Source organism: Paenibacillus popilliae ATCC 14706 (assembly GCF_000315235.1).
In the GTDB taxonomy this organism is placed as follows: Bacteria; Bacillota; Bacilli; order Paenibacillales; family Paenibacillaceae; genus Paenibacillus_B; species Paenibacillus_B popilliae.
The window spans coordinates 1-26,686 of the sequence record NZ_BALG01000228.1; the positions used below are offsets into that span (position 1 = coordinate 1).

Consider the following 26,686-nt stretch of genomic DNA (forward strand, 5'->3'; position numbering starts at 1 on the left):
AGCCACATCCTCGGGTCTGCTTGGCATGCAACTGCAAGGTGCGATGGCCATATTCGCTGTAAATCTCAAGCGAATACTGAAATTAGTAGACTAAGAACTACTGGTGAATACAGCATTATGAAGACAAAAAGAAGACATTCATCTCCAAAACGCGGGGTGAATGTCTTCTTTTTACACTATCTGCACCGCCTCCGAAGAAAAACGCAAGTTCTTCAGTGGCCTCGAGCTGACCATGGTCATCGAAGAGAAGCTTCAGGCCACCTGGTTTCCTGAGCAGATCATGGAGCGGTTGCGTCAGGAGGGACAAGCGATCGTGTGCTTTAAAACGATCTATCGCTGGCTGTATGCTGGCCATTTGATGAAAGGTGTTCTGGCCGTCCTCCGGCATAAAGGCAAGCGTCAAAAGCCTGTGGAGACGCGTGGTAAGTTTACCGTAGGAAAGGCGATTGTTTGTTGCAGGGTAGATGTGCTCAGTTTTGCAGCAATTGCTTATGCAGTAAAAGTAGCCTGGTTTGATATGGAGTGATGGGCATGATAGGCTTACTGGTCTCTGCGAAGCCTGTGGCTTCGCCCCTTCGCAGGGAATCATGCCCATAGAGGCTCCATGTCAAACCTATGCATAAACCTTACTTGTTGCTGTATATTGATAAAATTGCTTGGCTGCAAAACTCGGCACTTTTCGATTGCCAAAAACAGGCGATCTCCCAGCGTCCTAAAGAGGTTCGATCTCGGGAAACATTCGGTCATTGGGAACTCGACACGGTCGTCTCTGGCCGTGGGAAAAGCAAGGGCTGTGTAGCTACGTTTGTGGAACGAAAAACCCGCCTGTACACAGCCATTCTAATGCCAGATCGCACGGCGTTGTCGATGGAGATTGCCTTTGGCGTGGCTGCCGCCCAGTACCCCACGGGAGCGTTCCAAACCGCTACGGCTGACCGTGGCAAAGAGTTTGCCTGTTATGCGAGCTTGGAGGCCACCCATGGCGTGCAGGTTTATTTTGCTGATCCAACGAGGTTCCAATGAAAACGCCAATGGCTTGTCCCCAAAGGGACGGATTTCGCCCAGATTACAGATGAGGCTTTGGAGAAAGCTCTTCACCTGATCAATCAACGACCACGAAAATGTTTGGGCTAGAAGACTGCTCACGAATCCTTCTCAGAAGAACTGTCGCACTTGGCTTGACAATCCGTCATACTGAAAAACACAAGCCCCGGATCGCTCCGGGGCTTGTGTTATAAAAATGGCCCGCCCTGTTACACTTCGATGAGAGATGCGAGCATTTCGTACAAAAATAGAACTTCATTAACACCCTGAAGGACATGGAGCATTATCCGTTCCTGGCGCAACAATTGGAATGAGCTCGCGACCTTATTCAAGTATCCGCTAGAGATCCGCAAGCTCATCTATACCTCGTTACTATGGATGTCACTCGCAAATGGACGGGCCGCGTGCAAAACTGGGGCCAAATGCTGCTGCAGCTCTCCGTTTTCTTTCCAGAGCGCATCGGCCAGCATCTGCCGTGAGGGTCGATCTCCCTCTCGGGGGAGATTCTCTATAAACGAGTTTACACAAAGTTATTGACAGACCCAAGAAAATCTTGAATGGCACTGAGCCAATCAAGGTTTTATCATTTAATAACTATCCTCAAAAAGACAATTATAAATTGTAACACCCTCCTCTCTTAATTCTAATGAAATATTTGGTACTCCAACATTAAGTACAGTTTCATCGAGATTCATTATCCCTTTTTTATTAAGTAACTCTAAAATACACTTACCGATTCGCTTAGTCTCTTTATCCAGTGGAGAATAATCTTCATGTAATTGAATAGCCTTATCGTTGTAGTGGTACCTAACATATTTAACCACTGAATACGGAGCAATTACAGAAATTAAGACCATAACACCCTTTATCTCAAAGTTCTTCTTGAGGTAATCGTTAAACTCATCACTACCTAATCTTAACTTTGGATTTAATGAAGATTGAATAAAATAAGAAAAACACGTAGAATAACTAAAATCGGTAAGATTATCAACAAAAACCTCTTCTAACTTTTCCTTGAATTTACTTATCCAATATTGCTTATCAACGTATTTAGCTAGTATATATTGAAAGTCACCCTTGCTATATAGTCTTTCAATATTACTCAGTACGTCATCTCTCATATGATACCTCCATTATCGTATAGGATACCCGTGAATATTGCCTTTTGAATCAATATGAACTTTAACTCTAATATAAGTTGAACGAAAGAAGATAGCAATCAAAGTCGAACGCATAGGCGGTCAATGATTGTATGAGGGTACTTCATGATTTCATCCATAAACTGTCCGACACGCAGACGGATTTCGGAAACGGTGGAATAGGACACATTGTTGATCACACTGGACTTGAGCCATTTCCAGAGTCCTTCCACGATGTTTAACTGCGGGCTATAGTCAACCGTCGCGAGTAGCTTGACCCCGCGATGCTTGCCCGTGGTTGGAATGATTCGTTGCTTCCCGCGAAGAAACCAGGTTTTCTGAATCGCTTGATTGATTCAACTTATATAGTTTCTCATTACTTGAGAAAATGATCGAGTTTTTGCGGCTGTCACGAACGCTCCATACAAGAAGCATAGATCTACCACCCGTTTGACTTTTCTTGCAAGTTTCATAGACTTCCATACGAGTGTATGTTGAATATTTTGTATGGATTTGGAACGTGAAAACAGAGCAAACTTTGATAAAATAAATAAACAACAGCTTGTGATAACGGGAGGTAGTTTCCATAGACGGAGATTTCACGATGCTGCTTCAGCTCTTTGAGCGGGCAGCATTATTGCTAATTATTTTGTTTTTCTTAACTCGTATTCCGAGCTTTAAGCAGATTCTGCAAAAAGAATCGCTGACAACGAAGGAGTTCGCCGTCGTTACGATTCTGTTCTGTACCTTTGCACTATTCGGTACCTACTCAGGCATCGATGTGGAAGGCTCGCTCGTCAACGTACGGATCATCGTGATTATGGCAGGAGGCATCTTATTCGGGCCTTGGGTCGGTCTTGTCGTGGGCGTGGTGTCCGGAATCCATCGTTATTTGATCGATATCGGCGGGGTGACCTCGATTCCATGTCTCATCACGAGTATTATTGCGGGGCTGGTATCTGGCTATATTCATCTTCGAACACCTAAAGCGAAACGTTGGTTTATCGGGATTCTTGCCGGGATGGCTTGCGAGGCATTAACGATGCTGTTGATCATATTCATAGCGCAGCCTACAACATTAGGTATCGAGATTGTATCCAAAATTGCAACACCGATGATTCTAGGGCAATTGAATGTGGGATTGATCATTTTGTTAATTCAGAATGTAGAAAGTGAGCGGGAAGGAATCGCTGCGCAGCAAGCGAAGTTAGCTTTGGACATTGCGAATAAGACATTACCCTATTTCCGCTCCATCAATACCGAATCATTGCACAAGATCTGTTCCATTATTAAAGAAGATATTCAAGCCGATGCAGTGGCGATTACGGATGCCTCGAACGTGCTCGCTTACGTCGGTTTTGGGGAAGACCGCTATCAATTCCGGCATGAGATCATAAGTGATATGACCAAACAGACGATACGGAGCGGGGAGTTCATGATAAGCAACCATGCGTTGGACGATGCGCTACCCGGCATTCAATCCTTACTCATTATTCCACTGAAAGAGCGAGAAGAAGTTACGGGGACTTTGAAGATTTATTATCGGAAAGCGCATAAAATTACCTATCCGCTGCAGACTATGGCCGTCGGTTTATCCCAGATCATTTCGACATTAACGGAAGTTTCCCGTGTGGAAGAGATTAAGGAGATGGCGAATAAAGCTGAGCTCAAAGCACTGCAGACAACAATTCAGCCTCACTTTTTGTTCAATGCGTTGAACGCGATTGGGTCCTCGATCCGGAATAGACCGGATCAAGCGAGGGAGCTGATCGTCAATTTATCAGGATATTTACGTTATAATTTGGAGCTAACGGATGAATTGATCGATATCCATAAGGAGCTGGAGCAGGTTCGGAATTATGTAGAAATTGAAAAAGCACGCTTTGGAAATCGGTTACATGTCGTTTATGATGTAGATGAAGTCGCTGTGAAGATTCCCAGTCTCATCATTCAACCGTTAGTGGAGAATGCGATTGTCCACGGTATATTGAAGGAGAAAGGATCTGGAACGGTCACCATCTATGTCAAAGATACAGAAGATTACATTCGGATTGGTGTGCAGGATACTGGCGTGGGTATCCGTGAAGATATCATTAAACAGGTGATGGAGGAGCGTGTTCCACTGAACCATATTGGTCTTTTCAATGTGCATAAGCGTGTGAAGCTCATTTTCGGGCATGGTGTTACAGTGGAGCGACTAGATCAAGGAACGAATATCTTTTTTGACATACAGAAGGAGACACGATGAGAGCGATAATTGTGGAAGATGAAGTATTGGCCAGTGAAGAGCTGGAATATCTGATTACAAAACATAGCCGCATTGAAATCGTAGAGCGATTCGAGGATGGCCTTGATGTGCTTAAATTTCTGCAGGAGAAGGAAGTCGATGCGATTTTTCTCGATATCAACATTCCATCTCTGGACGGGATGCTGCTAGCGACTAATATCAGTAAGTTCGCGCAGAAACCGTATGTTATTTTTACAACAGCTTATAAGGAACATGCTGCCCAAGCTTTTGAACTGGAAGCTTTTGATTATATCTTGAAGCCCTATGACGAGAACCGGATTGCTGCGATGTTACGTAAGCTGGAGACCGCCTTCGAGCGGGATCTGCAGCAAGGAGGAAGTTCAAATCCTGTGGACAGCAGGCAAAGATTTGAGGAGAAACGCATTAATCTGCAGAAAAATGATAAATATATCGTAACGGATAGCGATGACATTTACTATGCGGAAGCACAAGAGAAGGTGACGAACGTATTCACGAAGAGCGGTATCTATACGATGCCGATGAGTATTTCGGACTTTCATGCCATGCTGCCTCAAGATCGATTCTATCGTTGTCATCGTTCCTATACTGTTAATTTATCCCAAATACACGAAATCGTTCCATGGTTCAATAATACCTACCTGCTGCGTCTACGTGATATGGATGCCAAAGTGCCCGTCAGTCGAAGTAAAGTCAAAGAATTTAGGCAGTTGATGCATATATAAATGCAGTTCATTCCGTAATCCCGTCATTTCATGTCGCTCTTGGCTCAAGAAAGCGTCTTATCTTGTAAGATAAGGGTGTGAAAGCAAGGCGTAAGAGGGCTTTCTTCCCTGCAAATAACGCACACATCTTGATCATAGCAGAATGGAAAGAGGGGATCTATCATAAGAACGCATCAAGCAACCCAATCGCAGGTAAATCGATGGATGATCGTCCTTGGAACAATCACTGTACAAATGGGATTAGGAACAATATATACGTGGAGTTTATTTAATCAGCCGTTAGCTGACAAATTTGGATGGGAGCTTAGCTCCGTATCGATTACGTTTTCCATCACCAGTTTTGCACTGGCTTTTGCGACACTGTTCGCCGGTAAAATTCAGGATCGTATCGGAATTCGGCGTTTGACGATGATTGCAGGTGCTGTTCTCGGTGCAGGGCTAATCGCTAGCTCACAGGTTTCATCGTTGTGGATGTTGTACTTACTTGCTGGTGTGGTTGTTGGTTTTGCGGATGGTACAGCATATATCACATCGCTATCGAATTTAATTAAATGGTTTCCTGAACGCAAAGGATTAATATCGGGGATCTCGGTGGGAGCTTTTGGGACAGGCAGCTTGGTTTTTAAATATATCAATGCGAATTTCATCAATACCATGGGGGTCTCCTATGCATTTCTGGTCTGGGGATTGATCGTGATGGTGATGGTGGTTGCCGGTTCGTTCCTAATCAAAGAAGCCGTAATTACGGAAACACCTGCGAACGCAAATACCCAATCGCACAGTCAACGGAACTATACAGTCAAAGAAATGCTGCGTACGAAAGAAGCGTATATGCTCTTCATTATTCTATTTACAGCTTGTATGAGTGGATTGTATCTAATTGGTATCGTCAAAGACATCGGTGTGCAGCTTGCCGCTCTTGATATCAGCACAGCAGCGAATGCTGTAGCTATGGTGGCGATTTTCAATACGGCCGGCCGGATCATTCTCGGTGCATTGTCCGATAAAGTAGGACGTATGAAAGTTGTAGCTGGAGCGCTTTTCGCAACGGCATTGTCCGTCATGACTTTAAGCTTCATACCTTTGAACCTGGGCATTTTCTTCACATGTGTCGCGGTGATCGCATTCTGTTTTGGCGGTAATATCACAGTCTTCCCAGCGATTGTGGCTGACTATTTCGGCTTGAAGAACCAAAGCAAGAACTATGGAATCATTTATCAAGGATTCGGTTTAGGTGCCTTGGCTGGTTCGTTTCTTAGTGCTTTGTTCGGTGGTTTCCATATTACCTTTTCAGTCATCGCGGTCTTGTGTATGCTCTCTTTCTTGATCGCGATCTTTATCTCAGTACCTAGCCAACGTAATCAGTCGGACAAGAACCAAGAAGTTGTGCTAAAAACGCATTACAATGTGGGATAATCGCAGTGGAACCTCCTATTGATAAGAAAGGCCACTGAAAGAGTGTCAGAAAATCAAACAGGCGTCTTTCGCACATATAAGCTGTGCAAAAGAAGCCTGTTTTTTTGTTAATTAAGGATTCGGCTTTATCTTATGGGGAAATACCACCCGTTAGATTGCTCTCATTCTGTGTTTTTGGCAATCGAAAAGTGCCGAGTTTTGCAGCCAAGTAATTTTATCAATATACAGCAACAAGTAAGGTTTATGCATAGGTTTGACATGGAGCCTCTATGGCATGATTCACTGCGAAGGGGCGAAGCTATAGGCTTCGCAGAGGTCAGTAGTAAGCCTATCATGCCTATCTCCTATATAAAACCAGTTACTTTTGCTGCATAAACTATGGCTGAATCTAAAAATTAGTGGTTGATATTTTCAGCCTAATAAGTGGTGTCGGTTAAAATGCCAGCTTTGCAGTAAACCCGATTACGTGTAAAGTAGTGTCGTCGCTGATACGATTTGATGCGATTGTGGCGTCCTTCTACGGTTGCGTTAGTCCGACGGCAGCGATGGTAGTTCACGATTTCATCCTCCCCATTGCGCATCGTTTTTTTTAAGTGCTTCGAACCGAACCATGGTCGATGAGCACCAACGGTTAAAGCCGAGGCGAGCTAAACATACAGTCATACCAACGGGAAAAGGCTTCTTTCCATTCCCAGACGCTGAGCAGCAGCGGAGAGAAGCAAAAAGCAGCATGTTTAACTGGTTTTGGCTCTTTTCAGAGAACATGGAACCGATCCGCAATGCGGAGGGCATTGGGGAAACATTCGCTGATCCATTTTTGATACGCCTGAGCCAGATCCATCACGACGGCTTTGGGTTTCAGCGCAAGAAAATTCGGATGCTGGCAGGCGCTTCTTGTATCCTCGCACTGTGTGCCGCGGTAGAGCCAAGTGCCTGTTCCACGGTTTGCAAACGAAAGAGGTGGCTGCCACAAATTCATAGGACCAAACAAAACCGACTTTACAGCGAGAGCAGGCTAATCGAATGGACGGCACATGCAAATAGCTCTTCCTGCCAAAGACAGCCAGATGCCGAATCTTACGCGGTTTGTTGCTGCCATCTCGCTTCACATCTTGTTCGGAATGGCACACCGGACAGGGTTGCTTGTAGGTTACAGGCATTGCCTCTAGATGATTGATATACTGGAGTGGTATCTGCAATACCTGGATTACTCCCCCACAGGGCTAATTTCTTATTCTTGCGTGTTCAAGCATAGTATTGCAAACATTTGGACACGTTAACATTGTGTATAACTAATGGGAGGCGAGCCATTGCATGATTCTAAAATTTGTTCTTATCGCTACCCTGCTACCTACTCCACAAGTAGCATCTGAAGATCCGTTAAGTCGTGCAATCCTTGAAGGAAGGAATCCGATAGGCGATAATCAAACTGTAGATGACACAGTATCGATCTTTAAGGGGAAGTACAAGAAGGAAGTATTGCTACCGACATACATACCGTTTAAAGTAACCCATAGGGGGGGGACGTATGATATACAAAATAAAAGGATAAGGATAAGCTATTATAATTCAGATACAAAGGATACCCTAACAGTATCTGTGTTTTATACACAGGATGATTTGGAACATCACGTCCCTTCAAAATATGAGAAAATAAAATTACAAGATGGGACGAATGCAGCATATATACGGAGTCGTAATGAATATTTCGCAGATTACCTGTTTTTTAAGAAGGAGGAATATGAATATCGCTTAGGTTTAATACTAAAGAATAGTTCTAAAAAAGAATTATTGCTGAAAATTGCAAGTTCGCTAGAAAAAAAATAAAACCCCTTATATTGACATAAGAGGCAATGAAAAGTTACCATGCTTCTATTTCTCCCTTGCCGGAGCAGCCTGTTTGAGCTTTACCGCCACAAACCACTCGAATATAATATCCATCTGTTTTTGGTGCAGAAAAGGTATCGCTTCCGGTACCTCCTGAAGCCACCACCATTACAGAAGAAACTAATTTTCCAGTCGTAGTGCTGTATACTCCTACTGCAACGTTATGTTTGCTTGTCGAATCTGATTTGAATCCAAAAGAAATTGTTTTTCCATCATCTTGGTTAACAAAGTGATCACTCGTAGCTTCATGATCACTTGTTGATAGAATTACCTCCTGACAATAGGCGCCGCAAGATGCAGCATTTGCATGGGGTGCCCTTATTCCTAAGCCGAGAAGGAACAAGGATAAAACAAGAAAAAGAATGACAGTTCTACTATTCATAGCTTTTAATGTCATAACTGAACCTCCTAAAAGTTTTTTGGGTAGCATACTCGCGCAAACTAGTATCCTACCAATATAATCTCATTATTACCCATATATGAAAATGGGTAGAAAATGTCTTCTTTTGTCGTATCAGATCAGTTAGGCCGTGCTCCCTGCATCGCGCTGAATGAGGCGATAACGCGCGCTGGGGTAGTCATGGTCGATAGATTGTTGGAAGGCTCAATATTCGTTGGATCAGACCACTCCGGTGCGTATACTTGGCATTGGGGCTGTTTTTGTGTGATGGGCCGTATGCAGGAACGAAGCCTGGATTAGACCCAGCTCGCATGAATGAATATGCACGTATGGGGCATATTACTTAGAGGCCATGCTACACAAAAAAATAGGGAAAAGGAGTAGACTATGGAACAGCAAGCATTAGATCAGGTGGAGGCTTTGGCATTAAAAAAGAAGAAGGCATGGGACTACAACAAGTTTCAATTTCTGCTTCGTTCCATCCTGGCGAGTATGTTTATCGGGTTCGGCATTGTCGTTGCTTTTAAGACGGGCAATCTGTTTGATGAAGGCGATTCTCCGTTTGCCTATATAACGGCTGCCGTCACGTTCGGAGCAGCTATTATATTGATTGGCTATGCAGGCGGAGATCTCTTCACAGGCAATACGTTCTACTTTACCTTCTCCACGCTGCGCGGATCGACGACACGGGGAGACACGTTAAAGATATGGGCCACGAGCTATCTCGGCAATTTTATAGGGGCACTCTTATTTGCTTCTCTATTATGGTGTACCGGCTTGTTCCGTGGGTCGTACAGCAACGCATTCTTCTATGATGTAGTCGCGCATAAAATGGAAACCCCGACAATTCAATTATTTTTTCGGGCGATACTGTGTAATTGGCTGGTATGTATGGCGTTCTTTATTCCAATGAGCTTGAAGGGCGACGGGCCCAAGCTTTTTGCTATGATTCTGTTTGTCTATTGCTTCTTCATTTCGGGCTTCGAGCACAGCATCGCCAACATGACTTCCTTCTCCATCGCTTTGCTCACGGAGCATCCAGCCGACATTTCGGTGTATGGAGCCCTGCATAATCTGATTCCCGTAACCTTCGGCAATATTATCGGGGGAAGTTTCTTTATGGGGTTGGTATATTTCTATCTGGAAAAGGTGGACGCATAAAGTTTTGGAATCGGGACCAGGTATGGGTGTTGTTCCTGTCCAGAATATGGGGAGGCATTAGCGACGGGTTCATTATGTCGGCCGGTGATAACCAAGGAGTTGTTGATGTATTCCACGTATACGAACTTGATACTCAGCCATATCGAGCGATTGTCTACGGCAGGGATTCATTTCGCAATAGATGATTTTGAGTACGGGTTTTACGTCTATCCCCTTGATGAACCGACGTGATTTTAAGGAAATTCCCGCCATAATCGACGGGGAGAAAATCAACATTCGCGTCATTATGAAGTATCAATAGGTTGTGACGATCAAGGGCAATATGTGTTGTTAATCTAATTCGACGGATATAACGTGGAAAGTTTGCGAACCCTGTGATTTCCTAATTTGAGGATCTATGTGCTGCCGCTTCATCTCATCCGGATGAAAGATCGAGCTTCTATGCGAATGCTTGGGGCGGCGCAATGCCGCCCCACATCCGAATCTATATTATTGCGCTCTTAGCTGTGCGCGTCTCTTGAGCTTGGCAAGCTCGACAATGACGAGCGGGAATACGGATAGAACCGTAACGAGAACCCAGTGGGTCAAGCTAAGCGGTACGAGTTGGAAGATGTCCATCAGCGCCGGGATGACGGCTACACCAAATACGATCGCCAGTGACAGCATCGCACACCAGAACAATGGCCGATTGGACATAAACCCGATCGTGAAGATCGACAAGTTGTTGCTGCGTACATTGAAAATATGAACGACAGAGGACCAGCCCAGGATGATAAAGGCCATCGTCTGTCCAACTTCATAGGACGGCCCGACTTGATCGGAGATTTGTACAAAGTTCCCTACATAGAAGCCAATTAACGTCAGAATCGTGTAAATTATTGCTTGTAAGGCAATCTTCTTGCCCAAGCCATTTGAGAAGATGCCGGCATTCTTCGCGATTGGCTTCTGACGCATGGCATCAGGCTCCATCTTTTCACGGCTCAAGCAGAAGCCCGGGATACCATCCGCGACGACGTTGATCAAGAGCAATTGAATAGCGATGACCGGTGCGCCCCAACCGAGCAAAATCGCAATAATCATAATCATGATCTCAGAGAAGTTACAGCTTAGCAAGAAGTAGATCGTTTTGCGTATATTTTCGTATACACGTCTTCCTTCACCAACGGCATCGACGATCGTTGCAAAGTTATCATCGGTCAGTACCATGTCCGAAGCGCTCTTCGCTACATCTGTACCGGTAATGCCCATCGCCGTACCGACATCGGCAGCCTTCAAGGCAGGAGCATCATTCACCCCATCACCTGTCATCGCTACGACAGCATCATTTGCCTGCCAAGCTTGTACGATACGAATTTTATCCTCCGGGGAGACGCGTCCGTATACGGCAATATTTTTCACCTTGCGGGTGAGCTCCTCATCGGACATGCGTGCAAGTTCTTCACCGGATATCGCGAGGTCTCCCTCTTCGAGGATGCCAATCTCACGGGCGATGGCCGATGCCGTTGCCATGTGGTCTCCTGTAATCATGACCGTCTTAATTCCGGCATCCTTGGCAGCTTGTACCGCAGCCTTGCTCTCCGGACGCGGAGGATCAATCATTCCTACGAGACCGGCAAAGAGGAGACCCTGCTCCAACTCTTCTGCGTCCAGCTTCTCAGGCAGCTCAACATAGTGCTTGTACCCTAGTGCAAGGACGCGAAGGGCTTGCTCTGCGAATTGATCGTGAACCTGATGCGCCTGTGCCTGATGCTGAATCGTGCAGGCTGCCTTCGGATCCATCGGAATACGGTCGAAGGCACCCTTGGTGATGGAAATATAGCCATCCGCTGTACGGTGAACCGTCGTCATCAGCTTCCGTGAAGAATCAAAGGGAAGCTCATGCACACGCGGATATTTCGCTTCAAGCTCTGCCTTGGTCATCCCTTTATTCATCATGAGGCGAATAATCGCAGACTCGGTTGGATCACCGATAATCGTCTCTTCTCCATCCTTTACTTCGATGGATGCGTTGCTTGCCAAGCTGAACATGACGAGAAGATCGTTCTCGGTATCATTAAACTCAGCCCCCGCTTCCTTCGGCTCATGAGAGGGAGCCCAGATTTGCTGAACCGTCATTCGGTTCTGTGTCAGTGTTCCCGTCTTATCCGAACAGATAACCGACGCGCTGCCAAGCGCCTCCACCGCTGGTATACGGCGAATGATTGCATTTTTCTTCACCATATTTTGAATGCCAAATGCCAGGGTGATGGTAACGATAACAGGAAGCGTCTCCGGTACGGCAGCTACGGCCAAGGACACGGCGGTCATCAGCATTTCCATCATCGTCTCGCCATGCATGAGGCCAATGAAGAAGACAAGCGCACCCGATACGATAGCAACAACGCTTAGCTTCTTCCCCAGCTCCATGAGGCGCGTTTGAAGCGGAGTTTTGTTCTTTTTCGTATTGTTGAGAAGGGAAGCGATCTTGCCCATTTCGGTCTCCATCCCAGTCGCTACGACAACCGCTCTGCCGCGTCCATTAGTGACCAGACAGCCGGAGAAGAGCATATTCACCCGGTCTCCGAGCGGAGCAGATTCTTTGACCTCTGCATGTGGGTTTTTCTCCGAAGGCACACTCTCACCCGTAAGGGCAGACTCCTCAACAAGCAGATTGGAACTCTCTATAATCCGGGCATCCGCCGGAATCATATCTCCAGCTTCGATCACGATAATATCGCCAGGTACGAGCTCTTTCGCATTGATTGGCTGCAGCATTCCATCACGCACAACCTTGGCGAGAGGAGCATTCATATTTTTAAGCGCATCGAGAGCCTTTTCCGCGCTAAGCTCCTGGCGGATGCCAAGCACCGCATTCAGGATGACGATGGCGATGATAACGATCGGCTCTGCAAAGTCATGTCCCTCTGTCACCGCAAGATAAGTGGAAATGATGGCGGCTACAATCAAGATTATTGTTGTAACCTCTGATAACTGATGCAAGAGCTTCGCCCAAATGCTCTCTTTCTTCTCTTCTTCAAACTCATTGTAGCCCTTCTGTTGCAGCAGCTCGGATGCTTGCTTGCTGCTCAGGCCGTTCTCTCTATTGGTTCGAAGCGTCTTAAAGATATCTTCCAGTGTTCTCTCCATCCATTTCATTTAGTGCACCTCTTTTTTTGTTAATCTATATCCGCCCCAAAGCCGAAGCAAAAATTCAACGAGCACCTCCTTTTTCATATCCAGTCTAATCGGGTATCCAAAACATTCTGCCTTCACTTTCTCAAGAATAATGGTCATTAGCACACTGTGCGCAATAAGCGCGATACCGCTAATTTCATCTTCAGCGATGAAATTATCTGCCATCTTGGCAATCTCTTTTTCAAGTTCCTCCGTGATATATTCAAATATCGAGGGATACATAAATGCCAGCTCTTTGCTGCCCATTTCTTTCATAGTGACTAAGAAGAAAGCTTTGTGTTCTTCATAAATATTATTTATAAACTCAATTTTCGCCAGTAGCAGTTCACGGATGTTTTCGTGATCGGCATGGAAGAAGGTGTTGATCTTTGTTTTTATCAGGGTCATTTGCTGTTCTAGCGCTTCATGAATGAGATCATCTTTGCCTTTAAAATGCTTAAATATCGTCGCTTCATTAATGGCTGCTTGCTGGGCGATACACTTGGTTGTTGTACCCTTGAATCCATGCAGCGCCATATTGTCCAAAGCGGCTGCCAGCATTTTTTCTCTAACCGTCTGTTTCACGGATATCCTCCCCCCTTCCGCCCATCAAGTAAGTACTTGCTTGATTAACAGTTTACGGAACAATGTTGAATGTGTCTGTGAAAAATATCGCATGTTATTTTTTTATTATCTGCTGCGGATAAGGCATTGCTTCATGACACGTGTATATCTTACTATTGGCTCTCATAATGCCTGATTCATTTCTTTACAGAATTGTAGGAAAAGAGGCCTCTTCCAGACTACGGTATAGCTTTTTCCTTCATCGAAACGTTTATACATGTGGCTTACATCGTGTTGCGGCGGTGCTGCTGTCACGATTCATTATGGGAAGGGTTGCGCGAGAATCAGGTACTCCGATACTTGAGAGGCACCACAGGCCGTCAGGAATTTATATAAGAGACGATTTCTGCTATGATAAATCCGGTGGTCGAACGGATAGCTGGTGATTCTGGGAAGACTGCGATGACGCCCCGGAAGGCTGGACCAACTGGCGATCATATGCCGCCAATGAATTGAATATCGATCCTGGCGATATCGTAAATGTGCACCGGAACAAGAGTGCGGCAGGAAGCTGCCGAATACAAGCAGGCAATGCAGCGAAGGGATGAGATCATGTTGAACATAACAGACTATAGCGCAGAACTGGTGAAGGATCCGTTCCGCATTTTGGCCGGACGGCGTTATGAATTCAGACTCGATATCGAAGTATCCGAGGAAGATGAATTGTATTCGGAATACGGCGTCTACGTCAGAGTTATCTATGCCGTCGAAGAGGATCGAGCCTATATCGTGAAGCACGAACTGTACGAGCGGACGACCGACCGCTATCTGGAGTTCGATCTGGAAGACGATGAGATAGCGGCGGTAAATTTGTTCTGCAGCGATCATTATGCCGAGGCGGACGAATAAAGAATCTTCGCCCAGAAGGGAGCAGCCATGGAACGCAGCAATATAACCGTACCGTATGGCTATGAGCCGCCGGTCGAGAAGGAGAAAGGAACGCTGATTTACTACGATTCTTTCGAATGCGCCACAGAGGAAGAGCTCGATCGGGCAGCGGAATATGCCGCGATGTATGCCTTCAAAATGCTGGTGCTGTATCCAATTCATGAGGAGACGTTGAGGCGAATGGCAAAGGGAACCGCGACCGCCTATTATAAGCGAGTGAACCGGTTGGAGCAATGGACTCGGGAGCGAGGCGGGGCGAAGGCGGCCGTCGAAGATTGGGAAGGCAAGCGGAAGAAGTATACCCCGTTCGATATCGTGCTTCGCCATCTGACGGAGAAGTACCCCTCTCCATATTTTTTATATGTGACACCGGAGATAGCGAACCAACTCGCCTCCTTCGCCTCCTTCGCGGAATGGATCGGGAGGCTCCGTCTCCTACTGGCATCCGAGCCGGAAGAGACGCATCCGCGGCTGCGGCAGTATGCGCATCGCTGGAGCGTCGCAGGACGGAGCGAAGAGATGAAGTAGTAAGGAAATTTGTGCTCTGGGATGAGCACGCTTTTACCGCCGAAATATGGGAAAAGTCAAGGAAAACGATTCTTCCGCCTTAAACGCCCAGGATTATGCTAACGTTGGGGCATACAAGGGACAGACACAGGCCGGCCTGCCTGTGTTTTTTGCTGCGTACAGCTTCGCTGCGATCTTACGGGTTGAAGCGTGGCTTTGGTTGTAATAAAATAGAGTTGTCATTAATAATGATTATCATTATCAAATAATGATGAGATAAGGAGGAATCCCATGTCATTGCCGGGAATACCGGTGCCGAAGGAGCAGCTCAGTGATGAGGACATCGAACGGTTCGTCCGCTGCCGGCATTGTTATTATCGCAAGTGCCGGAACGCTCATGAATCGAGCTGGGTGTATGCGGCGCAAGCGTCGGTTAATCAGATCGTGCATGCGTATTATTCACGCGCTCCCGAGGCAAGAACGGTCGCTTCCGTCCTATGCGATATGGAGAGATATTGGACACTGGAGCGGGAGCGTTTCCCATCAGAGCAGCATTATTGGCGAATCAAGCGTTCGGTATCCCGCTATTTGGATGAATACTTGACCGGTGAATCCCCCGGCCATGCGCTGCTGCTAGGAGAGAAGCTGACCGTACAGGCTGTGGAATTGGGAGCGGATCTATTGATGACGCTCCAAGTTGCCGAGTGCTCCGATTCGTCCCTCGTCATTCGGAAATATGTGGTCGCCGATGAGCCGCAAGTGTTTAAAGCCTACGTCCAATTTGCACTCGTGTTCGTATACAAGGCTTTTGGCTGGCTGCCGGACCGAATCGAAATATATGCCTTGATGAACGGCTCGGTGTATGCCTTCCGCCCGAAGGAGGAGCATTATTATCCCTCGCTCGATTTTATGCGCTTGATGCTCGGGGTCATGAATGAGGGTCCGATGGGCAGCGGTCTGTATCACTAACTCAGTTTGCATGCGGTTTTTTGCAGGAGAAGGGGATTTACAAGTTTTGACGATTTCCCATAGCAGCGTTGGCGATGCCAGAGAGGTTATGGTCGAGATAAGGAAAGGATGGGATGAGAGGATGGCGAAAATCATTTTAATTTATGCCAGTATGAGCGGCAATACCGAGGAGATGGCCGATGCGATTGCAGCAGGGGTTCGTGAAGCCGGAGAGGATCTGACGGTAATGGAGGTAACGGATGCCGATGCGGCTGACTTGGCCGGATATGACGGAATCCTGCTTGGCGCCTACACTTGGGGAGACGGAGAGCTTCCGTACGAATTTCTCGATTTTTACGATGATATGGAAGGGCTTGATCTGAGCGGTGCCAAAGCGGCCGTGTTCGGCTCCTGCGATTCATGCTATGCCCAAGTAGGCAAGGCGGTCGATATTCTCATGGAACGGCTACGGGAGTTGGGAAGCGAGATCGTCCAGGACGGCTTGAAAGTCGAGCTGACCCCGTCCGACTCGGACAAAGAATTGTGCAGAGCGTTCGGCAGGAATATTGTGAACAGCGTCATTCATGGGACGTGATGGAACGGGAGGCTTCTTGTGCCGTACATACCTATTAAATACGGAACCTGCGGGAAGCGAAGGTATAGATCCTATGACGGAAATGGCGACTACCCATTTGCGGCAGCGGCTATGGCAGTGGCTGTGGACGCACCAGTGGACGCGGATATTTGGCATGGGATGGTGGGCGCGAATGTTTGCCTCTCCCGCTGGGCTTGGCGGTGATAGCGCTGCTGCACAGCGGGCGTCAGTATGCGCAGCACGGCGGTCATGCCTCCTGCTGCATTAGCTGAGCGGCACATTTCAGGCCGCGTGCCCTGTCTGTCAGGAGGTTTCGTTATCGCCGGCAGCCTTGGTGCGAGCCGCCCGATTCTTAATCGCCTCCGTTACGACGAAGGCCAGATGATCGTTGCCGTAGAGCGACAGGACGCCGAGCACCGTGTCGTCCGGTATGTCGCCGGCCTCCTCCTTCGGAACGGTGAGCCCGATGGCCTGCTGCAGCGCAGGATTGGGGCCCTGCTGCGGATAGGCCTGCTGATAGAGCGCGGCCGGATCGAGCTGATGATTGACGCACCACTGGGCGAACACGAGGATCATCATCTGCTCGTCCCGTTCATAGTTGTGGATAATTTGTTCTTCGATTTCTTTGCGAGACATTGATATATCTCCTTTCAGACGGTAATATGGGTTCATTATAGCGGATGGGCAGGAGGATTCACAATGATTAAGAATGAGAAGATACGGGCTGCCGAAGTCGAATTGACCGGTCTGAACGGGGAACATCTCGGCATCGTGCCGACCCCGGAGGCGCTGGCAATGGCGAGAAAGCTGAAGGTAGATCTCGTCTGCCTGTCGCTGATGAGCAGTCCGCCTCCCTGCAAGCTGATCGAAGCGGGAGCGGCCAAGCGGGAGGCGCAGCAGGGCCGTAAGGCGGAGCGGCAGCCGAAAGTGAAGGAGATTCGCCTGACGCCGCAGATTGAGGATCATGACTATGAGACGAAGAAAAATCAGGCGGAACGGATCCTGCGCGCCGGAGATTCGGTGCAGCTCGTCATTCGCATGAAGGGTAAGGAAGGCGCGCTGGCGCAGCAGCTGCTTGATCGGCTCCTGCAGGATTTGCGTCCGGCGGGAACGAAGCGCACCGGCATTCAATTGAGCGGCAAGCAAGCGATGGTACAGGTTGATCCGGCGCGAGGTGCGGAGGCGTAACCGAAGCCATCGCCTCCCACCCGCTCGTGCACTGGACAGGATGGGAGTCTTCATCGGCCCGGACCCGCTGGCTGCGGATTCGGTCCGAGTCGTGATTGGACCCTGCCCGCGGTGCCGCATAAGGGGGATTCTGCTATAATGGGGATGAGGTGAGTGCGATGGCGAAGAAGAGAGGCCGGAAAGCCGCTGTGCAAGGGACTGCCCATACTGCTCAAGATCAGCCGGCGACGCTGAAGGATTTGCTGCGCCCTGATGTCGTAGCACAACTGAAGGCGCAGTCTACCGTATTGAAGGCGGAGGAAGCGCAGCGGAAGGAAGAGGCGAGACGCCAGGTGGAGCAAGCCCGAGCGGCAGAACAGAAGCGGCTGGACAATGACTTTCATTATTTGCTGAACAATAGCAGCATGGATTGGCACAAGTATAAATAAACCGATGAAAAGGTCCGATGAATCATTCATCGGACTTTTTGTTATTTGGGAATTGTCAAGCGCATGCATGATATGTTAGTATATTAAACTGTACTCACAAGGGGAACAATTGTATTTGATAGGGAGACAAATCGTGATTTTGTTTTTCTGAGGCAGAAGGGAGAAGGGGTATACATATGCGATTGGGATTGTTTCCGCGCATTATCATTGCGATTTTACTCGGCATTGGAGCAGGACTTATCATGCCGGACGGGTTCATACGAATTTTTGTGACGTTAAATCACGTATTTGGGCAGTTCTTGAGCTTCCTTATACCGCTCATTATTTTGGGCTTTATTGTTCCGGGGATCGGGGAGCTTGGCAGGGGGGCGGGAAAGCTCCTTGGATTGACTACATTCATCGTATATATATCTACGGTACTATCCGCGATGCTGGCTTATGGCGTTACTGCGTCGTCTTTTCCCTGGCTACTGTCCGGGGCTTCCGGGCTGGCAGCTCAAAATCCGGAGGAGATGCTGTTGACCAGCTACTTCGAATTGCCTATGCCGCCCGTGTTCGACATTATGACGGCGCTGCTGTTGTCCTTCCTGATCGGGGTCGGCATCACCTTCGTGAAGACAAACGCGCTTCTTACCGCTTCGCTGGAATTTAAGGACATCGTATCCAGAGCGATACAAGCGATAATTATACCGTTGCTGCCATTTCATATCGCGGGGCTCTTTATGAATATGACGCAGGCAGGCGAAGTCGCGTTCATTCTGCATGTATTCATAAAAGTATTCGCGGTCATCCTCCTGATGCATTTTGTTGTCATCCTATGCCAGTATGCGTTCGCGGGCGCAGTAAACAAGCGCAACCCACTGGCGCTGCTGCGCACGATGGTGCCGGCGTACTTCACGGCGCTCGGCACCCAATCCTCGGCAGCGACGATACCGGTGACGATGCAGCAAGTGAAGAAGCTCGGGACAGACGAAGAGGTGGCGAACTTTGTCGTGCCGCTGTGTGCGACGATTCATATTACCGGATCGGCGGTTACGATCACCTCGGTCGCGAGTGCCATTTTGTACATTTATGGCGTGCCACTGACGTTGAGCACAATGGTGCCTTTCATCCTTATGCTTGGCATCGCGATGATCGCCGCTCCTAGCGTGCCAGGCGGCGGAGTGATGGCGGCCATTGGATTATTTCAGTCGATGCTCGGCTTCGATGAAGCAATGGTTAGCCTAGCGATTGCGCTCTATATCGCACAGGACAGCTTCGGAACGGCAGCCAACGTAACCGGAGACGGTGCGATTGCACAGATCATTCACGGCGTAAAGAAGAAGCGGGTACGCCAAGAGCCATCTGCCAACTAGCTCATCATGATATCCTTAAGTCGGAACAGGCGAGAGCCCGGTGATACGTTCACCGGGCTATTTTCTTGGTTGCATCCGGCCTCACCAGCGGGAATAACCGCTATCATTGATAATGATAATCATTATTTTGCCCCAATCCATTGACTTTCCTGGGGGAACCGCTATAATCATAACTGTTACAACGCGTTTAATGATAATGAATATCATTATTATACATCCGGGATGCGTATACTATTAATTGCAAGGAAAGAGACATGAAGAAGAGATATCTGGTTATTGCGCTTATCCTGTTTGCCTTCATATCCCTGTTTATCGGGGCCATAGACATCAAGCCACAGGACTTGTTCCAACTGAACGATGACCAGATCCATACGTTTCTCGTCAGCCGGGTGCCGCGGCTTATCAGCATCATTCTCGCCGGGATCAGCATGAGCATATGCGGCCTGATTATGCAGCAGCTCAGCCGGAACAAGTTCGTCTCGCCCACGACGGCAGGAACGCTTGACTCGGCCCGCTTGGGGATACTCGTCTCCTTGATGCTGTTCACGACGGCAAGCCCGTTGGTGAAGATGCTCGTTGCGTTCGTCTTCGCTTTGCTAGGCACGATGCTGTTTATGAAAATATTGGATCGAATTAAATTCAAAGATACCATCTTTATTCCGCTCGTCGGCTTGATGTTCGGGAATATTATCAGTTCCATTTCCACCTTTTTCGCGTATAAGTATGATTTGATTCAGAACATGTCCTCATGGCTGCAGGGCGACTTCTCGATGATTATCAAGGGGCGCTATGAGCTGCTGTATATCAGCATTCCGCTTATCGTGATTGCCTACCTGTATGCGAATAAGTTCACGGTAGCAGGGATGGGTGAGGATTTCTCGAAAAACCTGGGGCTCAACTACAAGCGCGTGGTCAATATCGGTTTGATCTTGGTGGCGCTCGTTACGTGCACGGTCGTACTTACGGTGGGGACGATTCCTTTCCTGGGTCTCATTGTTCCGAATATCGTCTCCATATACAGAGGCGATAATTTGAAGAATAGCTTGTTGCACACCGCGCTTCTCGGGGCCGTATTCGTTCTGTTCTGCGATATTTTGGGGCGCATCATCATTTTTCCGTACGAATTGTCGATCAGCCTGACAGTCGGCGTCATCGGAAGCGCCATATTCGTCTATATGTTAATGAGGAGAAGGGCACATGGGTTATAAAGCGAAAACGGGGGTGCTTGCTGTCCTTGCTCTCGCGCTGATAGGGTTGTTCCTGTTCTTCAAGCTGGGGGACAACTGGGACTACGTGCTGCCGAAACGAATAATCAAAGTATTGGCGATTGTTCTGACAGGCGCTTCGATCGCATTTGCCACGACCGTATTTCAGACAATTACGAACAACCGCATACTGACTCCGAGCATATTGGGCTTGGATTCGCTATATTTGCTGATTCAGACGATCGTTATTTTCGTATTGGGCTCGAAGACGCTGATGATGATGAACAGCAATGTGGATTTCCTGGTATCCGTCGGCCTGATGGTTCTGTTCTCGGGTCTATTGTTCAAGCTCATATTCAAGGGCGAAAATCAGAACCTATACTTCCTGCTGCTTATTGGCATTATTTTTGGCACTTTTTTCGGAAGCATGTCCACCTTTATGCAGGTTCTGATCGACCCGGCAGAGTTCATGATCGTACAGGACAAAATGTTCGCCAGCTTCAACCATATCAACACGAAGCTGCTGCTGATGGGGAGCGTGCTGCTCCTGCTCGTCACGCTTTACTTTCTGCGCTTCATCAAGTACCTGGATGTGCTTGCACTGGGCAGAGAGCAGGCGATTAACCTCGGCGTTAAGTACGACGATGTCGTGAAGCGGCTGCTCTTTGTCGTCGCTGTTCTTATTTCTATCTCCACGGCGCTAGTCGGGCCGATTACCTTTCTCGGCTTGCTCGTCGTGAATGTAACGTACCAATTTCTGAAGACGCATCGGCACAGCTATCTTATCGCCGGTTCCGTTCTCATCAGCATTATCGCCCTTGTGGGCGGCCAGCTCATCGTGGAGCGGGTGTTCACCTTCTCCACGACGCTAAGCGTCATCATCAATTTCATTGGCGGGGTCTACTTTATTTATCTGCTATTGAAGGAGAACAAATCATGGTAGAAGTAAAAGGCGTATCCAAACAATATGGCGGCAACAACGTGATCGAGGGCATCTCCGTTACGATTGCCAAAGGTAAAATCACGTCCTTCATCGGTCCGAATGGCGCAGGCAAAAGTACGCTGCTGTCTATTATAAGCCGGCTCATTGCGAAGGATTCCGGAGAAGTGCTCATTGACGGGAAAGAAATCAGTCAGTGGGATAGCAAGGAGCTGGCGAAAAAGATTTCGATTCTGAAGCAGTCGAACCATATCAATCTGCGGCTTACGATTCGGGAACTGGTCTCGTTCGGCCGTTTCCCTTATTCGCAAGGCAGATTGTCCGACGAAGATTGGAAGTATGTCGATGAAGCGATTGAATATATGGGGCTTGCCGAGTTGCAGCACAAGTACCTGGATCAGTTGAGCGGCGGACAGAAGCAGCGAGCTTATATTGCGATGGTCATCGCGCAAAATACGGAGTACATTTTGCTTGACGAACCACTTAACAATCTGGATATGAAACATTCGGTCCAGATTATGAAAATATTGCGCAGACTCGTCAATGAGTTGGGCAAAACGATTGTCATCGTCATCCATGACATTAACTTTGCCTCCTGCTATTCCGACCATATCGTGGCGTTGAAGAACGGCAAAGTCATCAAGGAGGGCACTACTAATGATATTATCGACACCGAGGTTCTTCAGGACATTTATGAGATGAACATGAGCATCGAGCACTTCAATGATAACAAAATCTGTGTCTACTATGCATAGCCAGCGCGGAGTCGGGATCACACCGTTCGATAATATCGCAATGTCGTGCAATATGAATACGAATTTGTGATATTAACGACGATAAATATTTTAAAAAATAGATGTAGAGGTGAAAGAAATTGAAGAAAACAGTCATGATTCTGGTCATTGCCATGATGGCAACCCTCGTTGCCGCATGTGGCTCCAATAAGACAGATAGCAGCAATGGTTCGACAACAACTGGAGCCGATGCGAACAAGCCGGTGGAAGAAATCGTTGTTCAGCATGAACTTGGCGACACGCCGGTGAAGAAGAACCCGTCCAAAGTCGTTGTATTCAGCTACGGAATCGTAGATTCCCTGGACAAACTGGGAGTTGACATCGCGGCGCTGCCGAAGAACAGCCTGCCTCCTTACTTGAACAAATTCGAAGACGAGAAGTATGTAAATGCAGGCGGATTGAAGGAGCCTGACTTCGAGCAGATTCATAGCCTGAAGCCGGACCTGATTATTATTGCCGGCAGACAAGCGTCGTCATACGATGAGTTCAAGGAAATCGCACCGACGATCTACATGGATATCGACACGAACCGTTATATGGATTCTTTCAAAGAGCACATGGAAACGCTCGGCAAAATCTTCAATAAAGAATCCGAAGTCCAAGCGGAGCTTGCGAAGATCGATATGGATATCAAGCAATTACATGAGAAAGTGACGGCGGTGAACAAAAACGCGCTTATTATTATGGCGAACGAGGGCAAAATCAGCGCCTATGGCGCCGGTTCCCGCTTCGGCATCATCCATGACGTATTCGGCTTCCCGACCGCCGATGCTGAAATCAAAACATCGACTCATGGCAACCCCGTTTCCTTCGAGTATATTGTGGAGAAAAATCCGGACTATTTGTTCATAGTCGATAGAGGCGCTGCTGTAGGCGGTGAATCGTCAGCGAAGCAAGTGGTAGAGAACGAGCTGGTCAAGACGACCAAGGCTTACAAAGAAGGACATATTGTCTACCTCGATCCGAACTACTGGTATCTGTCGGGTGGCGGTCTTGTCTCCGTCGAAGAAATGGTGAAAGAAGTCGGAGCGGCCATTCAATAATCATCGCCGGCTTGCTGCAAGCCGGATTACGGCAACCGGGGCGCCTTGTGCGTTCCGGTTGTTCTATATTGCTTCGGAACATTCAAACCAGAGATATTTTCTCAGTTGTCTAAATTCATTACAGAGCTGATATAATAGAGCCATACGATAACACGAGAAAGCAGGTGGACGGTGTGGAGCTTGAACAAATCAAGCGATTGAAACGAGAACTGGATTCGCTTCGCCCCTTGCCTGCTGCGGCTGCTCACAATCTGGAAGAGGTATTCCGTGTGGAGTGGACCTACAATTCCAATGCGATCGAAGGGAACACCTTGACGTTGCTCGAAACGAAGCTCGTGCTGGAACAGGGGCTAACCATCGGGGGGAAGAAGCTTCGGGAGCATTTGGAAGTGATCAACCATGCGGAAGCGATACAATATATTCAAGATCTGGTTCACCGTAAGCAAGAGCTTACAGAACATGTGATCAAATCCCTTCACCATCTTGTGCTCAAAAACATCGCTGATGATGCCGGACGGTATCGCATGGTCAATGTCAGGATATCGGGTTCACAACATGTGCCCCCGCATTATACCGCTATGCCAGAACAGATGGAGCGGCTGATGAAGTGGTATATGGAGCAGCGGGACGTGCTTCATCCTGTGCTGTTAGCTGCAGAGTTCCATTTTCGATTTGTATTTATCCATCCGTTCTCAGATGGAAATGGCCGGACTGCGCGACTGCTTATGAACCTTATCCTTATGGAGCATGGCTATCCACCAGCGATAGTTAAGGCAGCCGATGCCGCTCGGCTGCGGTATTATGAGACCTTGGAAGAAGCGAGCGTTCGTGGTCAATGGCATCCATTTATCAGCTTGATTATGGAATGTGTGGTCGAGAGCCTGCAGGCGTATTTGTTTGCCGTGAAGTAAGGGGTATGGGTCCTGAACATCTAAAATATGGACATAGCGCCATCTCTGCCGGAGAGCAGGGATGGCTGATTCATATACACCTGTTTTTTGATAGAATAGAAACTATATTCTTTATATTTTAGGATATTTGAACAGGGTGGCAAAGCAGGACTTTAGTAATATTAGCAAATTATTTTTTAGTATTGAAATACTAAATTAGTAAATGGTATATTTAGGGTATAAAATACCTAGCGGCAAGAAGGTGGCACTTTGATCGAACAATTTTGGAATATTTGCTTGCTGCATAATATCTACACCCGAGATCAGCTCCTTCGTGAAGCATTGCGAGTGATCAGGACGAGGCAAAGTCTGGAGCGAGGTGCGGCAGCGCCTCTTCAATTAGAAAGAGAACCGGAGAAGCTGTTCCAATGGATGAAGGAGCATGTTGAAGTGCAACCGTTCGGACATTTTCCCGGTGATCGGGATTTATTCTATAAACTGTATCATGCCGGCAAGACGTTGGATCTGCTTGAGTATGCGCTTCAAACCTTACAGCAGGATCGAATAACCGGGACTGTCATCGTGCCTACGAGTATGATGACAATGTTCATTGAACGATGTGAACAGAAGAATGACAAGTACGTCCTTATCGCGGAAGCGGAGAAATATATACGCGGAATAGGGGAGACACAGTGTTATAAGAAGGCATCTTATCAGATAACATTATTGACCGAAAGTTATATATTGGCGCAAGTATTTCGAACCTACTTTGCACCTTATCCCAACGTATCGGTCATGCAAGGTACGATCTATCAGCCCTTGCCATTAGAAGAGAAGTACGATGCGATATTGGCGATCCCGCATTTCGGTATGAAAATAGGTGAGCAAGAGAGCACAATGGTTCGCGATGCGGAAGGTGTGGCGGTTCATCACTTGCTTCCGTTGCTGCAAGATAACGGGACGCTAAGCGTAACACTGCCCGCGCGAATGATGTTCCAAGCGGGGGAATATGCGGACTGGCGCAAGCAGGTTCACAAGGCGGCACCTGTCCAAGCCATAGCGGCGTTGCCGGATGGACTCCTCCGTCCCTACACTTCTGTTCGCTTGTATCAAGTGATCGCAGGGACTAGGCCGCCAGAAGAAGTGAAGCTGGTGCGAATGCACGCTAAGGGAACGGGGCTTGTCATCGGGCAGGAAGCGGAGATGTCTACCGATCATTTCGCAGCTTTGTCCGATTGGCGAATTGACCTGCTGCTGGATCACAATCAGGGTGCGTTGCGCGCATTTCGCGAAGCCCAAGTGCCGAAAGTGAAAATAAGCGAGATTGCAGAAATATTTCGTGGCAAGTCGATTATGAAGAATGACTTGAGGCCGGGCAAGATTAAAGTACTCAATATATCCAACATTGAGGATGGCGAAGTGATGCTCGGGCAACTTGACACGATGGATGAAGAAGAACGGAAAGTGAAGCGGTACGAGATTGTCCCTGGTGATCTGGTGATAACGTGTAGGGGAACCGTGACGAAGCTGGCTGTGTTTCCACCGTGTGATTCCATCGTGATTGCTTCTGCGAATATAATCGTCATTCGGTTTAGGGCGACGGTACGAAGTCATTTTGCCAAAATATTTTTGGAAAGTCCAACGGGTAGGGCTCTTCTCCAGAGCTATCAGCGGGGAACAACAGTCATGAACTTCAATCCGGCCGATGTAGGCGAGATTGAACTGCCGCTTCGTTCGGAAGCAGAGCAGGACGAGCTGATTCATCGCTATATTCAGGAGAAAGAACGATACTTGGCTGCCATACAACAGGCTACGGTGAGATGGGAACAAGTGAAGAATAACCTATACAGCAAGATTTTATAGGGGATGACAACATTACCGTCTTGGGTTAAAAGACATCATCGCTTCTGATGACAGCATCAATTTTGACACACAAGTTAAAAGAGTTCATTTGTCAACTACGATTATCGGCTCGCTATAATTGGTGATTTTTCGGGATATACGAGCAAGCCGCTCCACGATTATATATGTACGAGTGCAACAATGGAGGGCATTTGTATTTCGTGAACGAGGTAAGCGAAGCATTGAAA

General features: G+C 47.6%; 23 protein-coding genes and 6 pseudogenes. 22 read left to right on the top strand and 7 right to left on the bottom strand.

Annotation, left to right across the window (positions count from 1 at the left end):
- Positions 1–223: 223 nt before the first annotated feature.
- From PPOP_RS20805 to PPOP_RS20810, 3 pseudogenes are all read left to right on the top strand, one after another.
- Positions 224–442: pseudogene (locus PPOP_RS20805) on the top strand (IS30 family transposase); the annotation flags it as partial.
- Between the two features lie 254 nt (positions 443–696).
- A pseudogene (locus PPOP_RS14560) lies at positions 697–1,134 on the top strand (IS30 family transposase); the annotation flags it as partial.
- A 192-nt stretch (positions 1,135–1,326) separates the two neighbouring features.
- A pseudogene (locus tag PPOP_RS20810) lies at positions 1,327–1,523 on the top strand (IS256 family transposase); the annotation flags it as partial.
- Positions 1,524–1,631: 108 nt separating this feature from the next.
- On the opposite strand, the gene PPOP_RS14565 reads toward PPOP_RS20810, so the two are convergent.
- A complete protein-coding gene (locus tag PPOP_RS14565; RefSeq protein WP_006287281.1) occupies positions 1,632–2,165 on the bottom strand; it encodes a hypothetical protein in 534 nt (177 codons plus the stop codon).
- Positions 2,166–2,263: 98 nt separating this feature from the next.
- Positions 2,264–2,533, bottom strand: a pseudogene (locus PPOP_RS23480) (IS630 family transposase); the annotation flags it as partial.
- A 254-nt stretch (positions 2,534–2,787) separates the two neighbouring features.
- Between PPOP_RS23480 and PPOP_RS14570 the strand changes: the two are divergent.
- The 3 genes from PPOP_RS14570 (at position 2,788) to PPOP_RS14580 (ending at position 6,590) form a co-directional block, all read left to right on the top strand.
- Positions 2,788–4,431: a sensor histidine kinase gene (locus PPOP_RS14570; RefSeq protein ID WP_006287282.1), complete on the top strand. Its 1,644-nt coding sequence runs from the start codon at positions 2,788–2,790 to the stop codon at positions 4,429–4,431.
- A complete protein-coding gene (locus PPOP_RS14575; protein ID WP_006287283.1) occupies positions 4,428–5,174 on the top strand; it encodes a LytR/AlgR family response regulator transcription factor in 747 nt (248 codons plus the stop codon). Before PPOP_RS14570 ends, PPOP_RS14575 begins: the two co-directional genes overlap by 4 nt.
- Positions 5,175–5,378: 204 nt before the next feature.
- A complete protein-coding gene (locus PPOP_RS14580; protein ID WP_006287284.1) occupies positions 5,379–6,590 on the top strand; it encodes an L-lactate MFS transporter in 1,212 nt (403 codons plus the stop codon).
- 416 nt (positions 6,591–7,006) lie between these two features.
- Here PPOP_RS14580 and PPOP_RS26005 read toward each other — a convergent pair.
- Positions 7,007–7,783: pseudogene (locus PPOP_RS26005) on the bottom strand (transposase).
- A gap of 121 nt (positions 7,784–7,904) precedes the next feature.
- Between PPOP_RS26005 and PPOP_RS14585 the strand changes: the two are divergent.
- A complete protein-coding gene (locus PPOP_RS14585; protein ID WP_006287285.1) occupies positions 7,905–8,417 on the top strand; it encodes a hypothetical protein in 513 nt (170 codons plus the stop codon).
- Between the two features lie 34 nt (positions 8,418–8,451).
- Here PPOP_RS14585 and PPOP_RS14590 read toward each other — a convergent pair whose 3' ends face one another.
- Positions 8,452–8,874 carry a hypothetical protein gene (locus PPOP_RS14590; protein ID WP_006287286.1) on the bottom strand — a complete coding sequence of 141 codons (423 nt, stop codon included), beginning with the start codon at positions 8,872–8,874 and terminating at the stop codon, positions 8,452–8,454.
- 390 nt (positions 8,875–9,264) lie between these two features.
- Here PPOP_RS14590 and PPOP_RS14595 point away from each other — a divergent pair, with 390 nt between their 5' ends.
- A complete protein-coding gene (locus tag PPOP_RS14595) occupies positions 9,265–10,038 on the top strand; it encodes a formate/nitrite transporter family protein (protein WP_006287287.1) in 774 nt (257 codons plus the stop codon).
- Between the two features lie 489 nt (positions 10,039–10,527).
- Here PPOP_RS14595 and PPOP_RS14600 read toward each other — a convergent pair whose 3' ends face one another.
- Both PPOP_RS14600 and PPOP_RS14605 read right to left on the bottom strand, forming a co-directional pair.
- Positions 10,528–13,173 (bottom strand): cation-translocating P-type ATPase, encoded by a 2,646-nt coding sequence (locus PPOP_RS14600; protein ID WP_006287288.1) that lies wholly within the window; start codon positions 13,171–13,173, stop codon positions 10,528–10,530.
- Positions 13,174–13,776 (bottom strand): TetR/AcrR family transcriptional regulator, encoded by a 603-nt coding sequence (locus tag PPOP_RS14605; protein WP_006287289.1) that lies wholly within the window; start codon positions 13,774–13,776, stop codon positions 13,174–13,176. It lies immediately after the preceding gene.
- A 591-nt stretch (positions 13,777–14,367) separates the two neighbouring features.
- Here PPOP_RS14605 and PPOP_RS14610 point away from each other — a divergent pair.
- From PPOP_RS14610 to PPOP_RS14625, 4 genes are all read left to right on the top strand, one after another.
- Positions 14,368–14,664: a DUF6509 family protein gene (locus PPOP_RS14610; RefSeq protein ID WP_042229054.1), complete on the top strand. Its 297-nt coding sequence runs from the start codon at positions 14,368–14,370 to the stop codon at positions 14,662–14,664.
- A 27-nt stretch (positions 14,665–14,691) separates the two neighbouring features.
- The gene (locus PPOP_RS14615; RefSeq protein ID WP_006287291.1) at positions 14,692–15,231 is read left to right on the top strand and encodes a hypothetical protein; all 540 of its coding nucleotides are present in this window, start codon (positions 14,692–14,694) and stop codon (positions 15,229–15,231) included.
- Positions 15,232–15,501: 270 nt separating this feature from the next.
- Entirely contained in the window at positions 15,502–16,179 is a 678-nt protein-coding gene (locus tag PPOP_RS14620; protein WP_006287292.1) for a hypothetical protein, read from the top strand.
- A gap of 121 nt (positions 16,180–16,300) precedes the next feature.
- Positions 16,301–16,753: a flavodoxin gene (locus PPOP_RS14625; RefSeq protein ID WP_006287294.1), complete on the top strand. Its 453-nt coding sequence runs from the start codon at positions 16,301–16,303 to the stop codon at positions 16,751–16,753.
- 303 nt (positions 16,754–17,056) lie between these two features.
- Here the strand turns inward: PPOP_RS14625 and PPOP_RS14630 are convergent, their stop codons facing one another.
- A complete protein-coding gene (locus PPOP_RS14630; protein WP_006287297.1) occupies positions 17,057–17,389 on the bottom strand; it encodes a hypothetical protein in 333 nt (110 codons plus the stop codon).
- Positions 17,390–17,452: 63 nt separating this feature from the next.
- Here PPOP_RS14630 and infC point away from each other — a divergent pair, with 63 nt between their 5' ends.
- The 10 genes and pseudogenes from infC to PPOP_RS26010 form a co-directional block, all read left to right on the top strand.
- The gene (gene infC, locus PPOP_RS14635; protein ID WP_006287299.1) at positions 17,453–17,941 is read left to right on the top strand and encodes a translation initiation factor IF-3; all 489 of its coding nucleotides are present in this window, start codon (positions 17,453–17,455) and stop codon (positions 17,939–17,941) included.
- Positions 17,942–18,099: 158 nt separating this feature from the next.
- Positions 18,100–18,369 (top strand): YqkE family protein, encoded by a 270-nt coding sequence (locus PPOP_RS14640; RefSeq protein WP_006287301.1) that lies wholly within the window; start codon positions 18,100–18,102, stop codon positions 18,367–18,369.
- 176 nt (positions 18,370–18,545) lie between these two features.
- A complete protein-coding gene (locus tag PPOP_RS14645) occupies positions 18,546–19,724 on the top strand; it encodes a dicarboxylate/amino acid:cation symporter (RefSeq protein WP_042229033.1) in 1,179 nt (392 codons plus the stop codon).
- 254 nt (positions 19,725–19,978) lie between these two features.
- The gene (locus PPOP_RS14650; RefSeq protein WP_006287304.1) at positions 19,979–20,932 is read left to right on the top strand and encodes an ABC transporter permease; all 954 of its coding nucleotides are present in this window, start codon (positions 19,979–19,981) and stop codon (positions 20,930–20,932) included.
- Positions 20,922–21,872 (top strand): iron chelate uptake ABC transporter family permease subunit, encoded by a 951-nt coding sequence (locus PPOP_RS14655; RefSeq protein WP_006287305.1) that lies wholly within the window; start codon positions 20,922–20,924, stop codon positions 21,870–21,872. Before PPOP_RS14650 ends, PPOP_RS14655 begins: the two co-directional genes overlap by 11 nt.
- Positions 21,866–22,624, top strand: a complete 759-nt coding sequence (locus tag PPOP_RS14660; protein WP_006287306.1) for an iron ABC transporter ATP-binding protein — start codon at positions 21,866–21,868, stop codon at positions 22,622–22,624. The genes PPOP_RS14655 and PPOP_RS14660 overlap by 7 nt, the downstream gene beginning before the upstream one ends.
- 119 nt (positions 22,625–22,743) lie before the next feature.
- Positions 22,744–23,706 carry a siderophore ABC transporter substrate-binding protein gene (locus tag PPOP_RS14665; RefSeq protein WP_006287308.1) on the top strand — a complete coding sequence of 321 codons (963 nt, stop codon included), beginning with the start codon at positions 22,744–22,746 and terminating at the stop codon, positions 23,704–23,706.
- 164 nt (positions 23,707–23,870) lie between these two features.
- A complete protein-coding gene (locus tag PPOP_RS14670) occupies positions 23,871–24,617 on the top strand; it encodes a Fic family protein (protein ID WP_006287310.1) in 747 nt (248 codons plus the stop codon).
- Positions 24,618–24,866: 249 nt separating this feature from the next.
- Positions 24,867–26,459 carry a restriction endonuclease subunit S gene (locus PPOP_RS14675; protein ID WP_042229038.1) on the top strand — a complete coding sequence of 531 codons (1,593 nt, stop codon included), beginning with the start codon at positions 24,867–24,869 and terminating at the stop codon, positions 26,457–26,459.
- 99 nt (positions 26,460–26,558) lie between these two features.
- Positions 26,559–26,663 (top strand): annotated as a pseudogene (locus PPOP_RS26010) (hypothetical protein); the annotation flags it as partial.
- Positions 26,664–26,686 lie beyond the last annotated feature (23 nt).

Excerpts from the sequence above, each read along its gene's own strand:
- PPOP_RS14615 (WP_006287291.1), top strand. The coding sequence starts at position 14,692 with ATGGAACGCAGCAATATAACCGTACCGTATGGCTATGAGCCGCCGGTC.
- PPOP_RS14620 (WP_006287292.1), top strand. The coding sequence starts at position 15,502 with ATGTCATTGCCGGGAATACCGGTGCCGAAGGAGCAGCTCAGTGATGAG.
- PPOP_RS14655 (WP_006287305.1), top strand. The coding sequence starts at position 20,922 with ATGGGTTATAAAGCGAAAACGGGGGTGCTTGCTGTCCTTGCTCTCGCG.
- PPOP_RS14650 (WP_006287304.1), top strand. The coding sequence starts at position 19,979 with ATGAAGAAGAGATATCTGGTTATTGCGCTTATCCTGTTTGCCTTCATA.
- PPOP_RS14610 (WP_042229054.1), top strand. The coding sequence starts at position 14,368 with ATGTTGAACATAACAGACTATAGCGCAGAACTGGTGAAGGATCCGTTC.
- infC (WP_006287299.1), top strand. The coding sequence starts at position 17,453 with ATGATTAAGAATGAGAAGATACGGGCTGCCGAAGTCGAATTGACCGGT.
- PPOP_RS14580 (WP_006287284.1), top strand. The coding sequence starts at position 5,379 with ATGATCGTCCTTGGAACAATCACTGTACAAATGGGATTAGGAACAATA.
- PPOP_RS14570 (WP_006287282.1), top strand. The coding sequence starts at position 2,788 with ATGCTGCTTCAGCTCTTTGAGCGGGCAGCATTATTGCTAATTATTTTG.
- PPOP_RS14575 (WP_006287283.1), top strand. The coding sequence starts at position 4,428 with ATGAGAGCGATAATTGTGGAAGATGAAGTATTGGCCAGTGAAGAGCTG.
- PPOP_RS14585 (WP_006287285.1), top strand. The coding sequence starts at position 7,905 with ATGATTCTAAAATTTGTTCTTATCGCTACCCTGCTACCTACTCCACAA.
- PPOP_RS14660 (WP_006287306.1), top strand. The coding sequence starts at position 21,866 with ATGGTAGAAGTAAAAGGCGTATCCAAACAATATGGCGGCAACAACGTG.
- PPOP_RS14625 (WP_006287294.1), top strand. The coding sequence starts at position 16,301 with ATGGCGAAAATCATTTTAATTTATGCCAGTATGAGCGGCAATACCGAG.
- PPOP_RS14645 (WP_042229033.1), top strand. The coding sequence starts at position 18,546 with ATGCGATTGGGATTGTTTCCGCGCATTATCATTGCGATTTTACTCGGC.
- PPOP_RS14565 (WP_006287281.1), bottom strand. The coding sequence starts at position 2,165 with ATGAGAGATGACGTACTGAGTAATATTGAAAGACTATATAGCAAGGGT.
- PPOP_RS14600 (WP_006287288.1), bottom strand. The coding sequence starts at position 13,173 with ATGAAATGGATGGAGAGAACACTGGAAGATATCTTTAAGACGCTTCGA.
- PPOP_RS14640 (WP_006287301.1), top strand. The coding sequence starts at position 18,100 with ATGGCGAAGAAGAGAGGCCGGAAAGCCGCTGTGCAAGGGACTGCCCAT.
- PPOP_RS14590 (WP_006287286.1), bottom strand. The coding sequence starts at position 8,874 with ATGACATTAAAAGCTATGAATAGTAGAACTGTCATTCTTTTTCTTGTT.
- PPOP_RS14595 (WP_006287287.1), top strand. The coding sequence starts at position 9,265 with ATGGAACAGCAAGCATTAGATCAGGTGGAGGCTTTGGCATTAAAAAAG.
- PPOP_RS14630 (WP_006287297.1), bottom strand. The coding sequence starts at position 17,389 with ATGTCTCGCAAAGAAATCGAAGAACAAATTATCCACAACTATGAACGG.